Origin of the sequence: Mesobacillus subterraneus (genome assembly GCF_003937825.1) — a bacterium.
Classification (GTDB): domain Bacteria; phylum Bacillota; class Bacilli; order Bacillales; family Cytobacillaceae; genus Mesobacillus; species Mesobacillus subterraneus.
Genome location: NZ_RSFW01000019.1, coordinates 114919 through 137148 on the forward strand (window position 1 = coordinate 114919; position 22230 = coordinate 137148).

Here is a 22230-nt window from a genome sequence, read left to right on the forward strand (position 1 = left end):
AGGTTCTTGCTTATTTTTAGTAAAAGTAGTGTTTATTATGTAGTGCTTCCTTTTGTTTACATAATAATATTATGGATATTAAAAAGGCACCTTTAAAGGTGCCTTCCTTTATTGCATTGGCATGAAATTGACCTTCCAAACTCCATCGGGATCCTTCGTCATGCTGAATCCCTGCAAACCATTTTTATTTTGAAATTGGACATATCCATCTGTATCATTGATTTGAACAAATTCGCCTTCATTAAAACCCTCGAAAACCCTCAAAATATCTTCTTTTGATTCCTCATATTTTAAAGCTTCCTCCAAATGCTTTTCCTTGGACCACATCACACGTTCAGGCTGAGTTGTATATAAAGCATATTGCGCATGATAGTCACGATCCAGCTGCGCTTGTATATAAAACCTGGCTATGCTTAATGGTGCGATATTCTTTAAGTGCTTAGCGGATGGGTCTTTCCTGAAACGTTCATATGCAATGGTCTCCTCTTCATCCAGCTTGAAAGGAGTAGTATCCAGAATAATTTCCCCTGTCAATTGCTGGTCCTCCAGTATGGTTCCATCAGACTTGAGTATTTTTGAATGGATCTTACCTTTTAAACTATAAAACATTGACATATTCATCACTTTTTCGTCCGTTGACCAGCCAATCCAGAACTGTATCCCAATTTTTTGATTATGGAGATTTTCAAAATCAACCATACTCTTGTTTGGAACTTTGCTGGTTGTATTTTCATCAGCTTCAAGCTGGTACAGCCAATACTTTACAGTTCCATCTTCCGCATCTGAATCTGTGTATTCCTCGTAAGAGCTTCCAAATATCTGAATTGCCTCTTTTTCAGTCATGCCTAACCTGAAATTATTATCTAAGTATTCCGCTTTTACTTTTACCTTTGCCTCTTTTTCAAAATTGATCTCTGCAGGGTCAATGTAATCAAGGACTTTAATATGCTTTCCATCCGATAAATCCACAAGCAGACGTTTCCTAATCAAATCTTTCTTTCGATTATCAAGAAAATTAAACGTAACGAGTGAGCGGCCGTGCTGAGAAGACTCTACAGATTCAATCTCCAGGGTGGAAAAATCGGCTGAATGATAGTAATCCAATACTTCCTTTACATTGTTTTCAAAATACTCGAAAACCAGGACATCCTGGATATATTTTTCATCCTTCTTCTGCAGGGCATCAAAGTAGAACACAAGCTCCCTACCTGCTGTGGGGGATCCTGTTGATTTTGTCACCGTCTGATATACTCTTTTAAAGCCTTCATTGCTGGCAATAAGATTGTAAATATCTCTTCCTTCACTCTTTTTATCGCTTTTGTCCTTATCTTCTTCATCCGCCATTTTGACATTTTCACTGCTTTCTTTTGACGTGTCAGAACCTAGGAATGAAGCAGACAATACAGAAAATAATAACACTGCCATTGCCATTGGCACTAATATTGGCCAGTGCCATTTTTGTCTTAGGGGTATGCTGGTTTTACTTCCGTTCGTCAATTCACTCCTTAGTTTTTCAACAAAAATTTCATCGGGTTCTAAACCCGGCCTGTTTTTTAAAGGCGCAAGGAATCGCTGGTCAAAAGATTCGTGCTTACGATTGTCCATTATGTAGTCCCCACCCTTCTTCATTTGATAGAACCTGCTTCTTCAAAAGCTGGAGCGCTCGATGATAGTCTACACGGACTTTTGTTTCGCTGCAGCCGAGTACTTCTGCTGTTTCTTTGATGCTCAATTCCTTTAGTCCTCGCAGGATCACAACAGTCCTATATTGCTGTTTTAGAGATAATAAGGCACTCTGCAGCTCTGTCCATTCCCCTTTTTGTATGAGTCTGTCTTCCGGTGTAAAAGAATCCTTTTCCTTCTCCCAACCCCAATCAGGGAACAACCGGATAAATTTCTTTTTTCGATGCAAATCCATGGCCGTATTTTTTGTGATCGACAAAATCCAGGTTTTCAGCTTATCCGTACTTTTCAGGTTCCCGATGGATTTGATAATCTTAACGAAAGTTTCCTGTGTGATGTCTTCTGCTTCCTGTTTGTTATTTGTAAAATAAAGCGCGAAATGATAGACATCGCGATAATATTTCTCGTAAATGTCATTTATATCAAGCTGTTGGTCATCCACTTATCACTCCCCCATTCACTAATAAGTCGCGTGACGACGATTTTTGTTTCATCTTTTTAAAAATTTTTCGCAAAAAAGCAAATAGTAAGGATATAGCCGTAAAATGGGCTCCCGCTTTTCTCAATCTCTAGAAATGATTTATAATGGAAGGTACATTAGGTTTCTAACCTAATTTTACCAGCCAGTCTCTATACTAAAAAGCTTCATTTTTAAAAGGAGAAATAATATGCAATTGCTGCAACGATTTTGGGATGCTGTGGTCCGATTCTGGAAACGGCGTCACCTCACACAAATTTTGTTATTGATCTTATTGGTTTTCATACTAGTGTCGATTCTCTGGTTCGCATTTATCGCCAGCAGGGCTAATGTCCAGACACTGAAAGATGGATTGAACCAGGCAACGACGATTTACGACATGAACGGCGAAGAAGCGAGCAAGCTTGCGACGAACCGTACTGGCGGAATTTCATTCGATACGCTGCCTGATCATGTGCCGAATGCTGTCATTGCGATTGAAGATGAACGATTTTATGAGCATAATGGTTTTGATATAAAAGGGATTGCTCGTGCCTTTTTCGGAAACCTTGTTGCCGGGGGCATTACAGGCGGCGGAAGCACACTTACCCAGCAGCTGACGAAAAACGCCCTTCTGTCCTCCGAGCGGACATACAAACGGAAGGTAGAAGAATTATTTTTAGCAGTTGAGCTCGAAAAGGTTTATGAGAAAGACGAAATCATCGAAATGTATCTTAATCAGGTCTATTTCGGAAGCGGAGCGTTTGGCATCAACAACGCCAGCAAAAAATACTTCGCCAAGGATGCTCAGGATATCACCATCAGCGAAGCCGCACTTCTGGCAGGCCTGCTAAAAGCCCCTTCTGCCCTGGATCCGTATAATAACTATGAAGGAGCCATCAAGCGAAGAAATGTCGTACTGGCTAAAATGAATGAACTTGGCATGATTTCTGATGCTGAATTTGAAAAAGCTAAAACAGAAGACATCAAATTAAAGGATGGCGGCGGTTCTCTCGCCGACAGAAAATATCCTTCTTATGTTGATGCGGTTCTTGATGAAGCAACAAGCAAATATGGACTCACACAGGATGAAATCATGACAAGAGGATACCGGATCTACACTGAACTGGAACAGAACATCCAGTCTGGTCTGGAGAAAGTCTATGAGCAGAATCGGCTGTTCCCTGACCGAAGCCGTGATGTTATGGTCCAGAGCGGATCAGTCCTCCTCGATCCTGGTAACGGTGGCGTCCGGGCTCTCATCGGAGGCCGTGGAGACAAAGTGTTCAGGGGATTCAACCGGGCAACCCATCTGAGGGCCCAGCCGGGATCGACGATGAAACCACTGGCTGTTTACACCCCTGCCCTTGAAGAAGGATATAAATATGATTCGATGCTTGTCGATAAGAAGATGTCCTTTAAAAATTACAGCCCGAAGAACTTTTCTGATACCTATCAGGGAGAAGTTCCGATGTATGAGGCTGTTGAAAAATCAATAAATATTCCAGCTGTATGGCTGCTAAATGAAATTGGTCTAAATAAAGGGGTGGATGCGGTCCAGAGATTTGGCATCAAAGTGGAAGAAAAAGACCGCAATTTGTCCCTTGCCCTGGGCGGAATGTATAATGGTGTATCACCATTAAGGATGGCGGAAGCCTATTCTACATTCCCTAACGGAGGCAAGCGCCATGATGCCCATTTGATTACGAAAATCGTCGGGCCGACCGGAAAAGTCATCTCTGAACATGAGGGTTCGACCACACGAGTGACGTCAAAAGCAGTCGCAAATGAAATGACCTCCATGCTGCTGAATGTCGTGGAAACCGGCACTGGCCAGGGAACAAACCTTGAAGGTGTCAAAATTGCCGGTAAAACCGGTTCAACCCAGCTGCCATATGCAGATATCAATGGGACGAAAGACCAGTGGTTCGTCGGCTACACACCGAATATCGTTGGAGCAGTTTGGCTTGGATATGATAAAACTACCCGCGAACACTATTTATCAAGCAGCAGTTCAAGAGATGTCGTTCCCCTCTTCAGGGCGATCATGGAAGAAACACTTCCGCATATCGAACAGGAAGAATTCCGGGTACAATCGGTCAATGACCGCATGGCTGGAAAAGGAATCGATTATGAAGAAACAGAAAAAGCAATCAGAGAAAGAGCAAACGAGCTCGAGAAGGAATTGAAAGAACGCGCAGGAAAAGTGGAAGAAAAGCTTAAAGAAGAAGCGCCAAAATGGAAGAAAGTCATGGAAAAAATGCAAGAAGACGCCTCCAAGGTCGGAGATAAAGTAAAAGACAAATTACGCGACTGGCAGGGTCAATAGGTTTTTGAGAGCAGCTGTAATGGCTGCTCTTTTTGTTGATATGGTTTTTGGTGCTCATTTTTTCCACTATCTAACAATTATTAAATCTTATATGACATATCGGGTCCTGGAATTTCCGTATATTAACAAATGTTGAAGCTAATAAGGGGAATAGGTGCAAATATTTCCGCTTTTACCCAGAAGAGGTCAGCAATGCAGCTTATTAGCAATAAGAATTTCGCTTCTCCACACCAATGAAGTCTATTGGCGCCCTAGGTTCCCATTTTTCCGCAAAACAGGTCACCAATGAAGTCTTTTGGAGCCCTAAATTTCCGCACTTTCATAAAAACAGGTCACCAATCCACTAGATCGGTGACCTCCATTACGTCCAGGCTGTATTATCAAAAGACTTTAGAATAAATGCATGTATCCCGTAATTCGCCTTCCACTGAGAGGGCGTCATTTTTTAAAATTCCATCGAGTGTGAATCCCAATCTTTCTGGAATGGCCCGGCTTTTGGTATTCAGGGCGTCACAGCGGATTTCGACCCTTTTTGCTTTTAATTCTTTTATGGCGAAATCGGTGATTCCCTGTACGGCTTCAGTCATATATCCTTGTCCGCTGTATCGGGAATCTATCCAGTAACCGATCTCGAATTTCGGTACGTCCCAATTGATCCGGTGCAATCCTGATGAAGCGACGAACTCACCGGTGTCCTTTTTGAACACTAACAAACGAAGGTCTTTTCGCTCGCGAAAGTTTATGTACCCCTGCCGAATGACGACTTCGGTGTCCTCTAAGGTTTGTTCATTTTGAGCAAATGGCATCCATGGCTTCAGTTCTTTTAGTGAGGCGTTGATTGATTCACAGGTCACTGCCCCGTCACCCGGCATCGGCATGCGGATCAAAAGCCTTTCCGTTTCAAATTCAGTTGGGAATTCCAATAATAACGGGTTCATGTTTCTCACCTTTCTTCCGAAAAAAATAAAGAGCGGCGAAAACCGCTCTTTATGTATTCTTCTTAAATGCTGATATCCCTTTTTTGAAAAAAGAAAAATGTAACCATCATGAAAATGGCGTAATAGACCGCCAATATGGAAATGGATACTGGGAAGGTGATATCCTCGAGAATCCTTTCTTGAAGGGCATAAACAGTTAAATCCAAATGCGGGAAAATCAAGAACTTTGCCCACGTATACTTGTCAGCCAGCATCAGAATGATTCCACCAAGTGTTGATGAGAAGAATAGGACAAAAATTCCTACCCCGACAGCCAGAGCCTGACTTTTAAACAACGTTGAAAGCATGAAGGCGATGGTCATAATCATCAGCAAGCTAGGGATGTAGTAGAGCATTTTCAAGAAGAATTGAGTTCCTACAACCGCTTCCTTTCTCCCCTCCAAAGTGACTTCGAAAATTTTCATGTTGAAATCGCCGCTGCCAAAAAGCACTAACCCTATTAGGTACCCGGATACGATTAGTGTCAGGACCAGCAGTAAGCCGTAAATGATAACGGCAATATACTTCGACAACAGGATGCTCCATCGCCTATGAGGGCGGATCAGAAGCTGCTTGATTGTTCCATCGGAGAACTCGGCTGCAACATTGGCGCTGCCGACCACAACAACAAATAATGTGACAAGCGAGCTGACGCCAATGACAACATCATTCATGAAATGCCAATTCGTCTTGACGGTTGGATTGATATTCTTGTCTAACATTTCCTGGGTCTGATCGATTTGCTCCTGCAGCATAAGCTTTTCTTCCTCGGAAGCAGAGGCCATCTGGTTTTCGAGCATAGTGATTTCTGCCTGTGTATCCTGCCGCCAGTTAGGGTTGGGATCGGCACTGAACTTCATATAGATGATTCCGGCAACCAAAACGGCCAAAACGATGATGACCATATAGATCCAGCTGGCCATTTTGCCGAAAATTTTCATCAATTCATTTTGTATTAACGCAATCATACCATCTGCTCCTTTTTATCTTTATTGGTGATTTCAAGGAACCGGTCTTCAAGTGTTGCTTTCACATTCAAAATCTCATATACATCAATTCCATTTTCGACAAAAAGTTTGTTCACCACTGGGATCTGTTCTTTTTCAATCGATAAGGATATTCTTGCTCCTTCTGTTGAAGCCATTTTTACTTCTGGCATCTGTTCACCCAGGAGCTTTACAGCGAGCTCTGAATTCGAAACCTCCACCTCGATGGTCCTGAGCACTTTAGCTTCCGAGGATTCATTTTCATGCATGTTCGAAATATGGATCAATTTCCCTTGCTCGATGATCGCAAATCGATCACACATAAGCTGCATTTCGGAAAGCAAGTGTGACGACACAAGTACGGATGTGCCCTGGCTGGCCAACAGACGCAAGTAATCACGGAATTCCCGGATCCCTTGTGGATCAAGACCGTTCGTTGGTTCATCCAGAATCAGTATGGACGGCTTATGCAGGATAGCCTGTGCAACTCCCAAACGCTGGCGCATTCCCAGTGAATATGTACGGACTTTATCATGGATTGCCTCTTCAAGGCCGACTAGTTTGGTGACTTCATTAAGCCGATCCTCTGTGATATCACTAAGTGCCATTCTTGCATAGTGGCGAAGGTTTTTATAACCGCTCAGGTATTTGTAAAACTCGGGATTTTCGACAATGGCGCCTAATTCATTCATTGCCTCTGTAAAAGAGTCATCCAGGTCATGCCCATTAACCAATACGTTTCCGTCCGTACGATTTATTAAGCTGACAATCATCCTGATGATCGTTGTTTTCCCTGCCCCATTTGGCCCAAGCAGGCCGAAAATCTCTCCTCGTTCGACTTCGAAGCTAACATCATCAACAATCGTCTTCCTGCCGATCTTCTTTGTCAATGACTTTACCTCGAGGGCAAATTGTGACATAGAATCTCCCCATTTCTATATGTTCTCTGTGGTTCCTCAATGGTTAATACGATGAAAATTGTAAAAAGTTACAAAAAAAGCAAAAAAAGATTGTCTCGTGACTTTTCATTGAGTATAGTCATCCAACTTACTACAAACGATATAAGAGATATTCTACGCGAATATCAGTGTTTCAAAAATCCATTCATGAGGTGATTGTATGAGTTACAAAGATCATTTGGATCCCCACTCAGAACTTTTCCACCACACTTGGACAAGGCGCAAGCATACGAACCATCAGGTGAATGGCCAGACTCAAGTCACGAAGAACACCTTGATTGCCAGAAGTAATGCTAAAGCGCACCGCATGTTTTGATTTTTTGGAACCAGAAAAGGAAAAGGCTCTATGGCGCCTTTTCCTTTCTCTATTTGTGCTTCATTTTATTAAACACAAAGTTTTTTTGTCCCCAAAAATTGACGGTCGTATAGATGCCAGTCCCCAACAAAATCGCAAGGTTGTCCTTCGAAATAAAGCTCTGGACAAAGGGCCATTCACCCAGCAGGCCTGAAAGCAGCCAGCTTAGTGAAAATGACACTGAATAAGACAGGATGATAACCATTGCAAACCTCGGTATTCCTTTCCTTGCCGATATCCCGCTCCTAAAGGTGAAGGATCGGTTCAATAGAAAGCTGAATATTGCCCCTATCATATTGCCGGTGAACGTGGCGAAACTGTATGGCCAATGAAGACCGTTGCTGAGGAGAAGCATCATTCCCATACCAATCAGTGTATTAAGCATGCCTACCAGCAAGAAACGAATAAAAGGATGATCCAACCCGGTGCCAATTTTACGGGCGTAGTGGCTAGTTGTTCTCAGATAGCTTCCGAGTTTCAGCGCCAAGTGACTCATAATGATACCCTTCCATATTCATAAGCTTGCGGGATACTGGCAAATTGAATAGATCAATGTCGACAATGTATTTTGGTCGCCTTTTTGTTTCCTTATAAATTTTCCCTACATACTCCCCTACCAGCCCGAGTGCAATCAACTGGAGTCCGCCAATCAGCCAAATTGAAGTAATCAATGAAGTCCAGCCAAGTTCCGTATTGCCGAAGAATTTAAGGCTCAAGAAGTAGGCGCCAAAGCCGAGGCTGAAGAAAAATGAAAGGCATCCGATCAGCATCACAAAACGGATTGGCGTAACCGAAAAAGAAGTAATCCCATCAAAAGCAAAGGCAAGCATCTTTTTTAAAGGGTACTTCGTTTCTCCTGCAAGCCGTTCTTTCCTTTCGTAAAAAACGGAAGTCGCGTTAAAGCCGATCAGAGGCACAATACCGCGAAGGAACATATTGCTCTCCGCGAATTGTGACAATTCCTCAACGGCCCTCCTGCTCATCAACCGGAAATCAGCATGGTTAAAAACCAGTTTCACGCCAAGCTTGTCCATTAGCTTGTAAAAGCTTTCAGCGGTAAAGCGTTTAAAAAATGAATCGTGATGACGTTTGCTCCTGACACCATAGACCACTTCGAAGCCTTCTCTGAACTTTTTAACCATCTGGCTGATCGCGTTGATGTCATCCTGAAGGTCAGCATCAATGGTGACGAGACAATCAGAGGCATCTTTAGAGGAGAAAAGCCCCGCAAGCAAAGCGTTTTGGTGCCCTACATTCCTGGATAGTTTCAATCCCTTTACCACTGGATTGTCCAAGCTTTCCTTATAAATGATTTGCCAGGTCCGGTCTTTGCTCCCGTCATCCACGAACAGGAGCTTGCTTTTATCCGATACAAGATCAACAGAAATCATTTCCTCCAGCTTATTATGTAACTGGGAAATCGTATCCTCCAACACCTCTTCCTCATTGTAGCATGGTACAACAATTGTCAATATTGGCTTAATCATCAAGATGTCCTCCTTGCTGCTATAAAACTTCATAAAGATAGATTTTCCATGCGCTAGCCTTTGATGTGAAAACTTTATTGAGCACTAAATTGTTCTCTGCTGCATTCTCGATCGGGATGGATGAAAAGATATACTCCCCGCCCATTTGTTTAAATGGTTCCATATTAAATTGCAGATTGCGGATCCTTTTTTTCGAGTTCTTTTTGAACATATAGTGTTTGCCTAATTCATCGGTAAACAGGTAACACCTGCCTCCCCACTCGTCAAAATAAACCCTGATTCTCTTATTCTTAACCAGTTCACTCTCGATAATTTCCCTGAATTGGTGCTTATAGGACAATGGATAAAAATTGTTGTAGGTATCCAGTGTGTAAAAGCCATTATATTGCGCTATGGCCGGATGGAGTCCAATGCTCGCAACACGGTAGCTTTCCTGCGGTTTCCCGATATAGTTCCTGATTTCCTCAAATTGCTGTACTGCATAAAATTCCTTAACACTTGGCTTCGATTTGTAAACGATCTCCTCATTTGTCATCAGAAGCAGAAGGATTTGTGCGGATATCAGCCATGGAACACTTCGCCTTAAGATCTTTTCGTGCCAGATGATTTTCAGGCCAATTGCAAACAGCAAGTAAATGACCAGCGGCCGCAGAAAATGGAACCGTGCAAAGTTGAATGTATCGAGAAAGTGGAACCTCTTGGTTAACGGCAGCCACCCCTTATAAAACCAAAAAGCGTACCATGCGGACAATATGATATTCAGCAAAAACAAGAAAACGAATGTTCGCTTCTCTTTCCACCTTTTCCTTTTCCAAATCAGAAACAATGCTGCAATAGTGACTGGAAGAATAATTAAGGTATGAATGGTCATCACATGGGTGTGGCCCAGGATGAAATTTTTGATTGTCAGCCTCACCGAATGCCAGAATGTCAACCTGGCATGGAAGTACTCGTCCCTGCTATTCGGGACATTGTCAAACAAAAAAGAATACACCAGCCTGTAATCCGTTATCAGATAAACAAGTGTCATATAGGCAATGGCGAGCAAGAACCGCAAATTCCAGCCTCTTCCGCGGATTACATCTGTCAGCCAAAACAGTCCCATTGCCGTCAGGAAAAAGAAAAACCCCAAAACAATACTCGAGTAAAATGGCAATAGAGTTAAAGCAAGGTAATGAAACCCTGCTCCTTTCCCGTTCCTTATGTGCAAAAAAGCCCAGAGTGCCAAAGGCATCCCAAGCGTACTCAGCATTCCGGAGGGCCAAAAAGGAGTCAGTGCGAACGCGAGGGCTGCACCGACTCGAATAAAACTCTGACTGGACTCTTGAATATAGTGGTCTTTTAAAAGTAAATACATCCCAAGGAATGCAATGAACCTTGTAATAGCCTGGCTGATGCCATAGGCGACCATTGTCGGAAACCAGACATACAGCCAGACAATCAAACTGTATTCTGTCCCCATGGCGTTCCTTGGCAGACCATTGATAATCTGGGGAATCTCTGATTTTACCGATCCCGCAATCTGACCGCTTTCTGCCAGTACTTTATACCATGCCAGGTTCGAGTCAAGATTGTCATGGACTCGGATATGAGCATTTTCACCTAAAATGAAATACGGGGATAAAAAGAGGGCAATCACCATTAATGCAAGGACAATCCATGTTCGCTCTTTATCCTGCAAGTAAGACAAATCAGTACACCTCATATTACTTATTTGCTATCTTAACATTTGCAAATTCATTGAAACTATTCCAATTACTGACGAGATTAAAGAAGCTGGTAATCAAAGACCATCAAATAAAAAATGACAAAGAACAGGGATAGTATTAAAGCCGCCAGGGGCTTCTTATAATGAAGACGAAGCATCGGGTACATCGTACTGTAGAAAAAAACTTCCCAGATCATTGACCATCCGTGGTCAAATTTAATTGCACCCAATTTCCGGGCAAGAGCTTCAATCACCAGGGATATAGAAATCCACCTGATGTAATGCCAGATTTTTTTCGTAGTATCTGAAGGGTAATTTCCCAGAAACAAGATGATCATGCTCGGATAAAAAAAGAAGGTATACATGCTTTCGGTCACAAAAAGGCTGATGAAACTCTTGTCAAATTGCCATAAATGTTTGTTACCCATTAAGGCAATATATTCATAAAAACAGCTAAATAAAGCCCAGTAATAAAATGTTGGCAATAACTCCTTCCACTTGTGCCATTTCCCTCTTTTTATTGAAAGGATGATGCCGCCTGTAATAATAGCTGCATGAAACAAGTTCTCACTCTCCTTTTCGAAACCAGGTTCATCTTACATGTAATTTCCAATTTTTCAATCCATTGTATTTTCAACTTTTAAAAGACTTTTTATGTATTGCAAAGTCAGTTTAAGCCACTATTAAATATGAAATGATCAGGAGGAATGCAAAAAAAGCTGTACTGGCATCGATTCCAGTACAGCCGTTATTTATCCTTTTTCAGTAAGATTTGCCTCGGCTTCGAGAACAAACAGATTTTTTTTCGATTGGAGATATACAATCGAAGTAAGTGTAAATGTCAGCAAAATGCCGGCTGCCGCAAATCCTATGCTTACCGCCTGCAAACTGATCAGTTCTGCTAGATAGCCCAACAGCAACGTTAAGACAATTTGAAAGATTGCCTGGAAAAATGCAAATGCACTGCTGAATCTTCCCATCAGGTCTACCGGAACGTTATTCTGAAAGAAAGTCGTATACCCGGTAAATGAGAAAGGTGAGAAAAAGCCGATGATGATAAAACCGATTACCGCCAAAGGGACGGTTTCTGATGATGCGACATAAAACATCAGATAACCAGTAACAGAGAGGATCGAACCGAGTCCTAAAAGCGTCCTTACCGAAAGCTTATTAGCTAGTGCTGTCACTGCAAAAGAGCCGGCTACATATCCTGCGCCTGTAAGACTGACGAGCAAACCGTAATTTTTTTCTGATAACCCGACTACTTGCTGAATAAAGGTTACTTCCTGTGAATCCAGGGCAAATGAGATTAAGGTAATGAACTGAAAAATCAAGAAAACTACCATAAATCCTGTTGCCGTTCTTCCAAACGCAGCAACAGCTTGCCAATCTGCAGCAATCATCTTGAGTGTGATCGGATCCCGGATTTGCTCGCTTTGCTTTGCTTTATCAACATCCGGCAGGAAGAAGATCGCTGCAGCACAGAAGAGGAATGTGACAGCATTGATATAAATGCTTGTATTAATACTTCCGTACATAATCAGCAATCCAGAGACACTGGGACCCACCAGCATTGCTCCGGAAGTCGCAAAAGAAAATATCGAGTTGAACCTTTTCCTCTTTTCTGGTGGAACAAGTTTTGTTATGTATGTTTCCGATGTTGGACCAAAGAATGCCCCTGCTACATTTGTGAGGAACATGATAATGTATATTGGCACCAATGACGTAAAAAAAGGAATGATGGCGATCAGGATGCCGCGTAATATATCAATGTAAATCATTAATTTTCGTTTATTAACCCTGTCTATTACACTTCCAGCCCAGGTATTCGTCAAAAGGACAGCTAATGGTCTAATGATGAATAATCCGGCGATGGCAGCTGCTGATCCTGTGATTTTCAAAACCAATAAATTAATAGCGACAAAATAAATCCAGTTACCAATGTTTGAAATCCCTATTCCGAGAATCAATAATATGGGATTTTTCCACCCCTTCAAAAAGACCCCTCCTGAGCATAGACAATAGTTGTCAGAATATTACCTAACATATTCTCTTCTCATCCTATCTTTCCCTTCCAAAAGTTTCAAGTAGGTATGAGGGTAAAAATTCAATATTTTTCCATCAATGATGATTGTCACACTTTGGTCACAATAATTTTCCCAACTTGTTAGGGGGAAACCTGCATTATACCCGGGTTTACAGCCTATCTAAACCTTTAGATTACTAATTTCATATATTTACCACTGCCAGAAGTACCATTTACCCATTTATATCATAGTCATATTACTTATAATGGTAGATAGAATCGATAAGGAGCTGAAAGCATGAATTCAAATCCGAAACTTGTTTCTAAGATCCTTCCGCTATTTGCGGCGTTTATGGTTATATTGACAATTGCAGCGACTTTAGTCGTTCAAAATACTGAAGATAAGGTATCAGTCCCTTTTGCCTCCATGGTCAAAACGATAGAGAGTCTTAATGGCGAAAGAGCCACATTGACTGAAAAAATGGATGGAACCCTAATCCTCGAAACGAAAGATGCAACATTTGTTTCCCAAGTCCCTCCTGGAAGCCAAATGGTAGATAAATTAGTAGAAAAAAGTAATATCAGCTATGAATATACGAATAACAGCAAATATGGAGCATGGATTCTTGGCGGTGTCATCCTTCTGTTACTGGCAACCGCATTCGTGATCCAGAAAAAAACGGGCGGTATTGGTTCCGGCAACAGGATGAAGAACAGCCTGTCTAAACCAAGTCCGCTTCCTTCTATTACAATGAATGATGTTGGCGGACTTCAGGATGAAATGAAAGAGGAAATCATTCAGACCCTTTCCATTTTAAAGAACCCGGAAAAATCTGCGAAAACGGGTATCAAACCACCAAAGGGCATTTTGCTTTACGGACCTCCTGGTACAGGTAAAACGTTGCTTGCCCAGGCAATCGCAAGAGAATTGAATGCAAACTTTTTCTCTGCCAGTGGATCTGCTTTCAACGAAATGTTCATCGGTGTTGGCGCTTCGCGTGTCCGCAGCTTGTTCCAAAGTGCCCGTAAGCAAGGTCCAGCCGTTATTTTCATTGATGAGGTTGATGCTCTTGCTGGCAAGCGTAAGCCTCACGGCGGCGAAGAAGGCGAAAAGACATTGACAGAGCTTCTTGTCCAGCTCGATGGCGGACATGCAAATGATGGCATTTTGTTCATTGCCGCGACAAATAGAAAAGATATGCTGGATGATGCATTCTTACGTCCGGGACGTATTGACTTCTCGTTTAATGTTCCCCTTCCAGATACAAAAGGAAGAAGAGAAATCATTGACATCCATATTAAAGGGAAAAATCTTTCTGAAGATGTTTTATCATCACTCGACGACCTGGCTGAAAGCACTTCAGGTTTTTCCGGAGCCGAACTGAACTCCCTGTTTGAAACAGCGAGCAGACGCGCACTTCGAAATGGCCAGGACTTCATTTCGAAGAGTGATATTGATTATGCGCTTGACCGTACCATCCTCGGAAGCACGTCCCGCAATCTGCAGGATCCTGAAACAAAACACAGGGTTGCGATCCATGAAGCTGGACATGCTCTTGTTTCAGCTGTCACAAAACCGGGTTCAGTCCGTAAGGCAACGATCATACCCCGAGGCCAGGCACTTGGTTATGTTGCTCCTATTCCGAAAGAACTCCAGCTTTCAACGCATAGTGACCTGATCGACCGGGTTGCGATGATTTTGGCTGGCGGTGTTGCTGAGAGAATGTTCCTTGGTGAGCACAGTATCGGAGTAAGCGGTGATGTACAGCAAGCAAAACAAATCATTGAACAAATGGTTGATACAGGTTTGCTGCAGGAAGGTTTCTCGCTTACCTTCAGCAAAGGCTTAAAAGAGACGAAGATGCAGGAACTGTTTGATGATGCCCTGGAAAAATCGGAAATCATCATCAATTCTCATCAGCGACAATTTGAAAACCTGGTAGAAGCACTTCTGAAAAAAGAAACACTAGAAGGTACAGAGGTCGATGGAATTGTCCAGGATAAAGCGGGTTTCAGAGAAGAAGAATATATGATGGCATAGAAATGTAAAAAGGCTTTCCGATTTGGAAAGCCTTTTAATTATTTTTTGAAAGTGCCTGTGCCAGGCTGTTTTTAATGTCGGTTTCATTGAAGGAGAGGCCGAGTTGTACTGCTGTTTGGGCAATCTCAGGCCTTATTCCCGACAGGGTCGTTTTTACACCAATTAACTTTAAAGCATTTAAAAGCTGGAATAGTTGATGGGCCACCATTGTATCGATCATGGCTACCCCGGATAGATCCACAAATAAATGATGGATGTCTCTTTGTGCACATTGTTTAAGTGTATGCTCGAGAATCATTTTTGCCCTTGAAGTATCAATATCGCCAATCAAAGGAAGCAATCCTTGATGATTGCTCAGAGAAATGACAGGAGCACTCAGTTCATTGATCATTTCCTGCTGTGCTTTCAGAACTTTTTGCGAGTATTTATACGTGGCCTCGATGAATCGTAAAATAACCTCATCCATTTCTTTCAGGATGATATCATAGCATGCATCTACTTCTTCTCGCGTTATTTCAGGATGTTTCATTGCAAAATTCCTTACATAGTCAAAGTATTGATTTCTGACATTCTTGAATTCTCTAATGACATACTGGATCGGTGTATTAATATGCTCAATATCACTCGCGATTTCAATGATCCATGGTTCAAAATCCTTGAAAAAGTCTTCCTCATTTTTCCTGAAGACTTCAATAAAGTGAAGATGAAATTCATGATTCTGTTCCTTTAAGGATTCGACCACTTTTGGGTCGCTGGCTGCATATACTCCTGCGGTAGCGGATTGATCAATACTACGGTACCATTCCTCAGTCAAATTCCTGGTGTTCTCTTTAAAATATGTATATAAAGCCTGATTTAGATGCATTTTGCAATCCTCCAAGTACGATCTTCTATCTTCAGTAAGAAGGGGCTGTCTATCCAGCCCTCTTTAAGAATTATACCAAAATGTATACCATAACAAAAATTTGGATGCACCGAGTTCAGTCCTCTAGCTTGTGCTTTTCCTTTAAATCGTCTGGTGCCAATTTTATGATTTGCTGCAGGACAATCAGAAGGATTCCTACATCGTCGACAATGCCAATCAGCGTTAAAAAGTCTGGAATCAAATCGAATGGCAAAAGGAAATACCCAATGATCAATCCAGCTGATATCAATTTTTGCTTGAGGGGTACCCTGACTGAAGTGAAAAACTCAATTAAAAAAGGAACGAATCTTTTAACCTTGAAGATCAGTCTGATTCTCTTGAAGAATTTTTTCATAGTAGTCTCTCCTTTTTTTACGCAACATCAACTCTTTACTTAGATTCACTCTTTCCTGATATTTTAAACTCGATCACTTTAACTGCTGATTTAATTAAGGGGTGGACAAGTAAACCATGTATATTATTACGAAAAAGAGCTTATAAAGTTCCATGATAATAAAATCAGCCTTCAAATAATTGAAGGCTGATTGAATCTTTATGCATCTTTTTCTTGCTGGTCACAGTAAAAATGGATGGCATCTTTAAAAAATGCTGCAAGACCTGTCTGGTATTTGTCAATATTTTTGGTGAATCTGGGGTCATTGACATATAAATCTCCAAGACCCCGATAAATTTCGAGCGTGCAGTCATAATAATGATCCGTGATAGACTGGCGCCAATCCGCTACTGCGCGCTGTACTTCAGGATTCTCTGGTCCGTGTTCCATTCCGGCTATGATTCTTTTATAAATTTCTTCTGTCTTAGCCTGGATATCACCCCAGTCTTCGGGCGAATAGCCAGAAGTACGTTCCTCGACTTTTTCCACCGCTTTTTTTCCGTATTTTTGTTTTGCCTCTTCGCTGTATTTCTTTTGGTGTTCCTCAATCTCTGTCATGTCGAACCCTTTAAACAGATCCTTATCAGCCATTTTATATCCCCTTTCCATGGATCTTAGAGTTTTATCCACCGTCTGAATCATTTCTTCAAGCCGTTTCTTTTTCGCTAAAAGCAAGTCCTTGTGCTTTCTTAATGTGTCATGACGGTCAAAATCCGGCCGTTCAAGTATTTCCTTGATCTCTTGCAGGCTTAAATCCATTTCTTTAAAAAACAAGATTTGCTGCATGCGTTCGAGGTCACGTTCTGAATAGAGCCGGTAACCTGAAGAAGTTATCCCTTCAGGTTCAAGCAAGCCAATGCGGTCATAATGATGGAGTGTCCGAACGCTGACACCAGTAATGGCTGCTACTTCTTTTACCTTATACAAACCTGGTCACCTCCATAAAGCAATCGTAAACTATTACGTTGCGTTAGGGTCAATAGTTAAGTATATGTTTTTCAAACTTTGTTTACATAATCTTTTTATGGTTAATATCTTGTTGAAAGTGGCTTAACATTTATCCTTTCAGTAATCGAATAAAAACAATCGATTTTACAGAAAAATCTTCCAAATCTAATAATTTACTGTATAATGAAGAAAACTTATGGGGGAATCATAATGTTTAAGATAATCAAAAAGTCAGTTGATGGATATTTGGACCTTCCGGTTAACTATCAGATGTTCAAACAGGAGAAGCAATCCCGCGGGCTGGCAGTCATGATGCCAGGAAGAGGATATACGGTTCAAGGACCACTTTTCCATTATTCAACAGGGATCTACTTAAATAAAGGCTACGATGTTCTCCATATTAATTATGACTATACTACTGAGCAATCAGAATCATTAAGTCTGGACGAACAGATCAAGCAAATATCGGTCGATGTTAATACAGTACTGAATCAAGTACTGACAGATTCACAATATACTGATTATGCTTTGATTGGCAAATCTCTCGGCACGATTGCTTTAGCTTCATTAGCTGATCGACAGGAGTTCTATGATGCAAAGTACATATGGTTGACTCCTCTTCTTCAATTGGATCTGGTTTTTGAGAAAATGCTATCATCCAACCAGAAAGGGCTATGTATAATAGGTGATCAGGATTCTTGTTTTATACAGGAGAAATACGAGAAACTTACTAGTAAAAAAACGATGTCTTCCATGCTCGTTCCTGGCACCGAGCATAGTCTGAATTACGCCGATGATCCTGTTGGATCTATAGATGTCCTAAAGAAGGTTATGACAGAAATAAACGATTTTTAATGTATTGGGGGACCACAATGAGCCGCCAGTGGACACATACATTGACAGCTTGAATAAAATAGGCACATGATGAAGGAAAAGATACATGTATTTTTTAATGCGTAAAAGCCCAAATAGACATTTTGGGCTTTTGCCTTCTATTCAAATGGGATTTCTTGTTCATAGGCATCTCGATACTTCGCGATTAATGCATCTTTGTGCTGATCGTTTTCAATCAAAATATCACCGTAGACCGGAACCAGTGTATGCCAATCACCCTTTGTGTTATGTCTGGTGATAAATAAGTATTGCTCCCCCTCTTTTAGCAGTTGATCATTTTCAACGAGGACAAGAGTGTTGCCAGTGTATCCACCTTGCTGATTGACGATCACATCTCCACCTAAGTCCCCCTTGATGTTATGTGATACCTTTACCTTGAACTGGGTTTCTACCATCCCGTCATCATCCCTGGTTCCTTCGTTCTTGATGACCTTTCCAATAAACACATCATCCGCCCAGCCAACGAGTTTCTTAGAATCGGAAACATCAAAAGCATGGCTTGTTTGAATGGTGATGACATCATACCCGAAAGGATCGGGTCCTGCAATCGCAAACAGCAATGCTGCAGCAAGCGCTGGAACAGCGAGAAAATACCATTTTTTCTCGGATCTTGAAGGCATTTCTGCTTTAGCTCTTTCAATCCCTTTTTTGCTCCTCGTGCTCAATTCTGCTGGTATCTCTATTTTATTGATTTCCTGTCGGATATTATTGCTCATTTGCTTCATCTCCCTCCATGATTTTTCGCAGCTTGTTCAATCCCCGATACAGAGTCGTCTTGGCTGTTCCTAAAGGAATATGCAGCATTTCAGATATTTCCTTCAGCGTCAATCCTTGATAAAACTTTAGAAGAATCACGCTTTTTTCTTCTTCCTGCAATCCTTCAATCAAATCCTTCAGTGATATAGCAGAGACTAAATCCTCATCCACGGCTGCGGGAATAAATTCGTCAAATTCAGGTTTTAATGGTATGACCTTTTTCCTTTTTCTCAGGATATCCAGCGAACAGCTAATCGCAATTCTGATCAGCCATGTTTTAAAATATTTCGGTTCTTTAAGGTCTTTGATCGCTTTAAAGGAGCGGTAAGCTGTTTCCTGGACCACATCCAGAGCGTCATTCTGGTTTTTTACATAAACAAATGCCATACGATATATTTCTTGTTCATAATGCTGGAATAGCTCTAAAAAGGCTCGGTCATTGCCTTTCTGGGCTTTATTGATTAATTTCAGCAATTGATGCACCCCCTTGGTTATCCGTTCTTATTCATTAGACGGAAGTTTGGCCAATTTGGCTTTCGTTTCCTCCAAAAAAATTTTTCAAAAAAAACATCCTGTCTGAATTCAGGATGTCTGTCAGTTTTGTATGGTGAAGTTTCTCCATTTATCTGGCAAAAGTGCCTGGTATTTACGCTGGAGATACCGGTCATCGATCAGAAGAATTGTGCCTCTGTCATTTTCTGATCGAATAAGCCTCCCCCCTGCCTGAAGCACTTTGTTCATGCCAGGAAAGACATAGGCATAATCAAATCCATTTTTGCCTGCTGAGGAAAAATGTTTTTTGATCAGATCTCGCTCAAGGCCAATTTGAGGCAGCCCGACCCCAATGACAATGACGCCATTCAGCCGATCTCCTTTTAAATCGACTCCCTCTGAGAAAACTCCGCCGAGAACAGCGAATCCTACAAGGGATCCTTCGATATCCGGTTGAAAGGATTGGAGAAATTCATCTCGTTCCGCTTCAGTCATGCCTGTTCTCTGGACAATTGTTGGAATTTCTTCGTTCGCAATATGCCACTCCTCCAAAACTGAATGAAGATATTGATAGGAAGGAAAGAAAACCAGGAAGTTGCCCGGATTGGTTCGGACCATGTCTGTTAATGATCTAACAATCGGTTTTATTGAGATTTCCCTATCTTTAAATTTGGTTGATAAAGGCTGAACGATTACGTCCGTCTGGTGTTCAGAAAAAGGTGAAGGAATGTACGCGATATAATCGCCATCCTCACCACCGAGCATATCCTTGAAATAATTTATTGGGCTTAACGTGGCAGAAAAGAAAATACGAGCTTTGAAGTGCTTGCCAGCCTGTCTGATCAAATGGGACGGATCAAGGCAGAACTGTTTTAGCTTTACTTCATTCTTCTGGACCTCAGCATAAAGAATATATCGTTCATCAAAAAGCTTGGCTATCCTCAGCCAATTCTGGCAGGCAAAATAGGTTTCCAGCAACAGCTCTTCATGATTCCCCTTGAGAAGTTCTATTTCTGCATGTTGAATGAAATCGGAGACAGCAGCATTAAACTCAGTCACTGGCTCATCGAAAAAAATGGACTTAGAACTGTCAGACTGCTTCCTGATGTTAATGAAGTGGTCGTTCAAAACTTTAACGCTCTTGTAAATAGCAGGGTTTCTGACTTTAAAATCTCTCTTAAGCTGCAGGAACGGTGCTTTTTCCAATGAGGAAGAGTACATTTCCCTTCCTCTGTCAACAAGATTATGAGCTTCGTCCACCAGGAGTGCGGTCTGTCTTTTTTGCTCATCAAACAGTCTTTTCAATGATACTTTTGGATCAAAAATATAATTGTAATCACATATAACCGCATCAGCTGCATAGACCAGGTCAAGGGAAAATTCGAATGGGCATACCTTGTGTTTTAGTGCGTATGCCTCTACGCATTTCCTGTCTAATGCATCCTCATTTGAAAGAATATCAAGTACCGCTTCGTTTATTCGATCGTAATAGCCATCAGCGAATTCACAATAATCCTTGCTGCACTTGCCCTCGCCTGTAAAACAAACTTTGTCTTTCGCCGTAATGGTCACGACTTTCATCCGCAGGCCACAATCGGCCATAAGACGGAAGGCTTCCTCGCCAGTCTGTCGGGTGGTGGTCTTTGCTGTTAAATAGAAGAGTTTTTGAAGATGACCCTCTCCAATCGCTTTTACAGACGGAAAAATGGTCGAAATCGTTTTGCCTATGCCAGTAGGAGCACTGGCATATAGAGTTTTGCTTTCCTGAATCGTTTTGTATACGGAACCTGCCAGCTGGCGCTGACCCTTTCGGTACTGTTTGAAAGGGAATGGCATGTCCTTAATGCTTGCATTCCTTCTCAGTTCCTGCTCAAAACGAAGCCTGGCATAAGGTGCAAACTCAGCAATCATATACATCATGGAATCTTCAAGTTCCCTGCGTGCTTTGGTACGCACAAACTGTTTCTTTTCTCCAGTGGATTTATGTATATATGTGAGCTGAATATCAATCTGCTCCAGTTCATTCTCCTGTAAATACATGTATCCATAGCATTCCGCCTGTGCCCAATGAGCAGGATTTGAATGCTCTTCTATATAATCAAGATCAATGGAAGTCGACTTGATTTCATCAATCTTCATCCGATCTCCGGATTGAAGCAAACCATCGCAACGTCCTTCAATGATAAAACGGATGTCATCATAGACAACTTCTGCTTTAAGGAATACCTCACTAAGGTCAGCTTCATTGTATGATTTTTGTATTTCTCGATGGATTCGCGAGCCTTCGGTGAATGAGGTGGCTGTCCTGAATCCAGACTCGATGCTTCCGCTTTTAAATACATATTCAGCCAAAGCTCTTACCGGTATTTTAATTTCATAGTTCATTCTCACACCTGGCCCATCATCAAGATTCTTAGTTTCATTATAGTACATATGTTCTACCGCTTCCATAAAAAGAAAAATCCGCTCCAGCAATGACTGGAACGGATCTGTATGTTTACCAATGGCGTGTATTTTCAAGTAACCTGTCAATCTCAATCGGGTTCAGCGCAAAAGAAAAGTCATCTTCAGCAATTTCAGTTGTCTCTTCCAACAGCTCGTCAATATCCATGCTAATTGTGCCCATACCGAACCTCCTCAATTGTTTTCAGCCTTCCAATTATGATTGTCCGGCTTCGTGAAATAGTTCGTTTATTATATGAGGGTTCTGGGGGTCTTCTAACGAGGTGAAAATTTTCCCAACTTTTCCGGGTAAAAAAACAAAAAGGCCTTAAAAAAGGCCTTTTTGGTGCTTTTTATACTGGAGGTAGAATTGGCGGCATACCCGCTGCTAA

The 22230-nt window shown here is 41.6% G+C and carries 21 protein-coding genes; 4 read left to right on the top strand and 17 right to left on the bottom strand.

Annotated features, from left to right (window positions below):
• Nucleotides 1-108: 108 nt before the first annotated feature.
• A complete protein-coding gene (locus tag EJA10_RS16955) occupies nucleotides 109-1605 on the bottom strand; it encodes a hypothetical protein (protein WP_125481213.1) in 1497 nt (498 codons plus the stop codon).
• Nucleotides 1592-2125 (bottom strand): RNA polymerase sigma factor, encoded by a 534-nt coding sequence (locus EJA10_RS16960; RefSeq protein ID WP_125481214.1) that lies wholly within the window; start codon nucleotides 2123-2125, stop codon nucleotides 1592-1594. The genes EJA10_RS16955 and EJA10_RS16960 overlap by 14 nt, the downstream gene beginning before the upstream one ends.
• Before the next feature lie 226 nt (nucleotides 2126-2351).
• Between EJA10_RS16960 and EJA10_RS16965 the strand changes: the two genes are divergently transcribed.
• Nucleotides 2352-4469 (top strand): transglycosylase domain-containing protein, encoded by a 2118-nt coding sequence (locus EJA10_RS16965; protein ID WP_125481215.1) that lies wholly within the window; start codon nucleotides 2352-2354, stop codon nucleotides 4467-4469.
• A gap of 380 nt (nucleotides 4470-4849) precedes the next feature.
• On the opposite strand, the gene EJA10_RS16970 is transcribed toward EJA10_RS16965, so the two are convergent.
• From EJA10_RS16970 to EJA10_RS16980, 3 genes are all read right to left on the bottom strand, one after another.
• Complete coding sequence (locus tag EJA10_RS16970) at nucleotides 4850-5407, bottom strand: GNAT family N-acetyltransferase (RefSeq protein WP_125481216.1); 558 nt, start codon at nucleotides 5405-5407, stop codon at nucleotides 4850-4852.
• A gap of 62 nt (nucleotides 5408-5469) precedes the next feature.
• Entirely contained in the window at nucleotides 5470-6414 is a 945-nt protein-coding gene (locus EJA10_RS16975; protein ID WP_125481217.1) for an ABC transporter permease, read from the bottom strand.
• Nucleotides 6411-7352: an ABC transporter ATP-binding protein gene (locus tag EJA10_RS16980; RefSeq protein ID WP_125481218.1), complete on the bottom strand. Its 942-nt coding sequence runs from the start codon at nucleotides 7350-7352 to the stop codon at nucleotides 6411-6413. The genes EJA10_RS16975 and EJA10_RS16980 overlap by 4 nt, the downstream gene beginning before the upstream one ends.
• A 199-nt stretch (nucleotides 7353-7551) precedes the next feature.
• Between EJA10_RS16980 and EJA10_RS16985 the strand changes: the two genes are divergently transcribed.
• Nucleotides 7552-7707 carry a YpzG family protein gene (locus EJA10_RS16985; protein ID WP_125481219.1) on the top strand — a complete coding sequence of 52 codons (156 nt, stop codon included), beginning with the start codon at nucleotides 7552-7554 and terminating at the stop codon, nucleotides 7705-7707.
• Between the two features lie 49 nt (nucleotides 7708-7756).
• Here the strand turns inward: EJA10_RS16985 and EJA10_RS16990 are convergent, their stop codons facing one another.
• The 5 genes from EJA10_RS16990 to EJA10_RS17010 form a co-directional block, all read right to left on the bottom strand.
• A complete protein-coding gene (locus EJA10_RS16990) occupies nucleotides 7757-8242 on the bottom strand; it encodes a GtrA family protein (RefSeq protein WP_125481220.1) in 486 nt (161 codons plus the stop codon).
• Nucleotides 8196-9233 (bottom strand): glycosyltransferase family 2 protein, encoded by a 1038-nt coding sequence (locus tag EJA10_RS16995; RefSeq protein WP_125481221.1) that lies wholly within the window; start codon nucleotides 9231-9233, stop codon nucleotides 8196-8198. Before EJA10_RS16995 ends, EJA10_RS16990 begins: the two co-directional genes overlap by 47 nt.
• Nucleotides 9234-9252: 19 nt before the next feature.
• The gene (locus EJA10_RS17000; protein WP_281274533.1) at nucleotides 9253-10923 is read right to left on the bottom strand and encodes a DUF6044 family protein; all 1671 of its coding nucleotides are present in this window, start codon (nucleotides 10921-10923) and stop codon (nucleotides 9253-9255) included.
• A gap of 77 nt (nucleotides 10924-11000) precedes the next feature.
• The gene (locus EJA10_RS17005; RefSeq protein WP_125481223.1) at nucleotides 11001-11504 is read right to left on the bottom strand and encodes a CBO0543 family protein; all 504 of its coding nucleotides are present in this window, start codon (nucleotides 11502-11504) and stop codon (nucleotides 11001-11003) included.
• 189 nt (nucleotides 11505-11693) lie between these two features.
• Nucleotides 11694-12938 (bottom strand): MFS transporter, encoded by a 1245-nt coding sequence (locus tag EJA10_RS17010; RefSeq protein ID WP_125481224.1) that lies wholly within the window; start codon nucleotides 12936-12938, stop codon nucleotides 11694-11696.
• Between the two features lie 327 nt (nucleotides 12939-13265).
• Between EJA10_RS17010 and EJA10_RS17015 the strand changes: the two genes are divergently transcribed.
• Nucleotides 13266-15008, top strand: coding sequence for an AAA family ATPase (locus EJA10_RS17015; RefSeq protein ID WP_125481225.1), 1743 nt, complete (start codon nucleotides 13266-13268; stop codon nucleotides 15006-15008).
• Between the two features lie 34 nt (nucleotides 15009-15042).
• Here the strand turns inward: EJA10_RS17015 and EJA10_RS17020 are convergent, their stop codons facing one another.
• The 3 genes from EJA10_RS17020 to EJA10_RS17030 all read right to left on the bottom strand — a co-directional run bounded on the left by EJA10_RS17020 (nucleotide 15043) and on the right by EJA10_RS17030 (nucleotide 17233).
• Entirely contained in the window at nucleotides 15043-15873 is an 831-nt protein-coding gene (locus tag EJA10_RS17020) for an STAS domain-containing protein (protein ID WP_125481226.1), read from the bottom strand.
• Nucleotides 15874-15988: 115 nt separating this feature from the next.
• Entirely contained in the window at nucleotides 15989-16267 is a 279-nt protein-coding gene (locus EJA10_RS17025; protein WP_125481227.1) for a YkvA family protein, read from the bottom strand.
• Nucleotides 16268-16465: 198 nt separating this feature from the next.
• Nucleotides 16466-17233, bottom strand: coding sequence for a MerR family transcriptional regulator (locus EJA10_RS17030; RefSeq protein WP_125481228.1), 768 nt, complete (start codon nucleotides 17231-17233; stop codon nucleotides 16466-16468).
• A gap of 231 nt (nucleotides 17234-17464) precedes the next feature.
• Here EJA10_RS17030 and EJA10_RS17035 point away from each other — a divergent pair, with 231 nt between their 5' ends.
• On the top strand, nucleotides 17465-18109 hold the full coding sequence (locus EJA10_RS17035; RefSeq protein ID WP_125481229.1) for an alpha/beta hydrolase: 645 nt from the start codon (nucleotides 17465-17467) through the stop codon (nucleotides 18107-18109).
• A gap of 137 nt (nucleotides 18110-18246) precedes the next feature.
• Here the strand turns inward: EJA10_RS17035 and EJA10_RS17040 are convergent, their stop codons facing one another.
• The 4 genes from EJA10_RS17040 to EJA10_RS23975 form a co-directional block, all read right to left on the bottom strand.
• Nucleotides 18247-18864: a hypothetical protein gene (locus tag EJA10_RS17040; RefSeq protein ID WP_125481230.1), complete on the bottom strand. Its 618-nt coding sequence runs from the start codon at nucleotides 18862-18864 to the stop codon at nucleotides 18247-18249.
• The gene (locus EJA10_RS17045; RefSeq protein WP_342773935.1) at nucleotides 18854-19387 is read right to left on the bottom strand and encodes a sigma-70 family RNA polymerase sigma factor; all 534 of its coding nucleotides are present in this window, start codon (nucleotides 19385-19387) and stop codon (nucleotides 18854-18856) included. The genes EJA10_RS17040 and EJA10_RS17045 overlap by 11 nt, the downstream gene beginning before the upstream one ends.
• A 111-nt stretch (nucleotides 19388-19498) precedes the next feature.
• A complete protein-coding gene (locus EJA10_RS17050; RefSeq protein ID WP_342773936.1) occupies nucleotides 19499-21829 on the bottom strand; it encodes an ATP-dependent DNA helicase in 2331 nt (776 codons plus the stop codon).
• A 64-nt stretch (nucleotides 21830-21893) separates the two neighbouring features.
• Nucleotides 21894-22022, bottom strand: a complete 129-nt coding sequence (locus EJA10_RS23975; RefSeq protein WP_281274534.1) for a hypothetical protein — start codon at nucleotides 22020-22022, stop codon at nucleotides 21894-21896.
• Nucleotides 22023-22230: the final 208 nt, after the last annotated feature.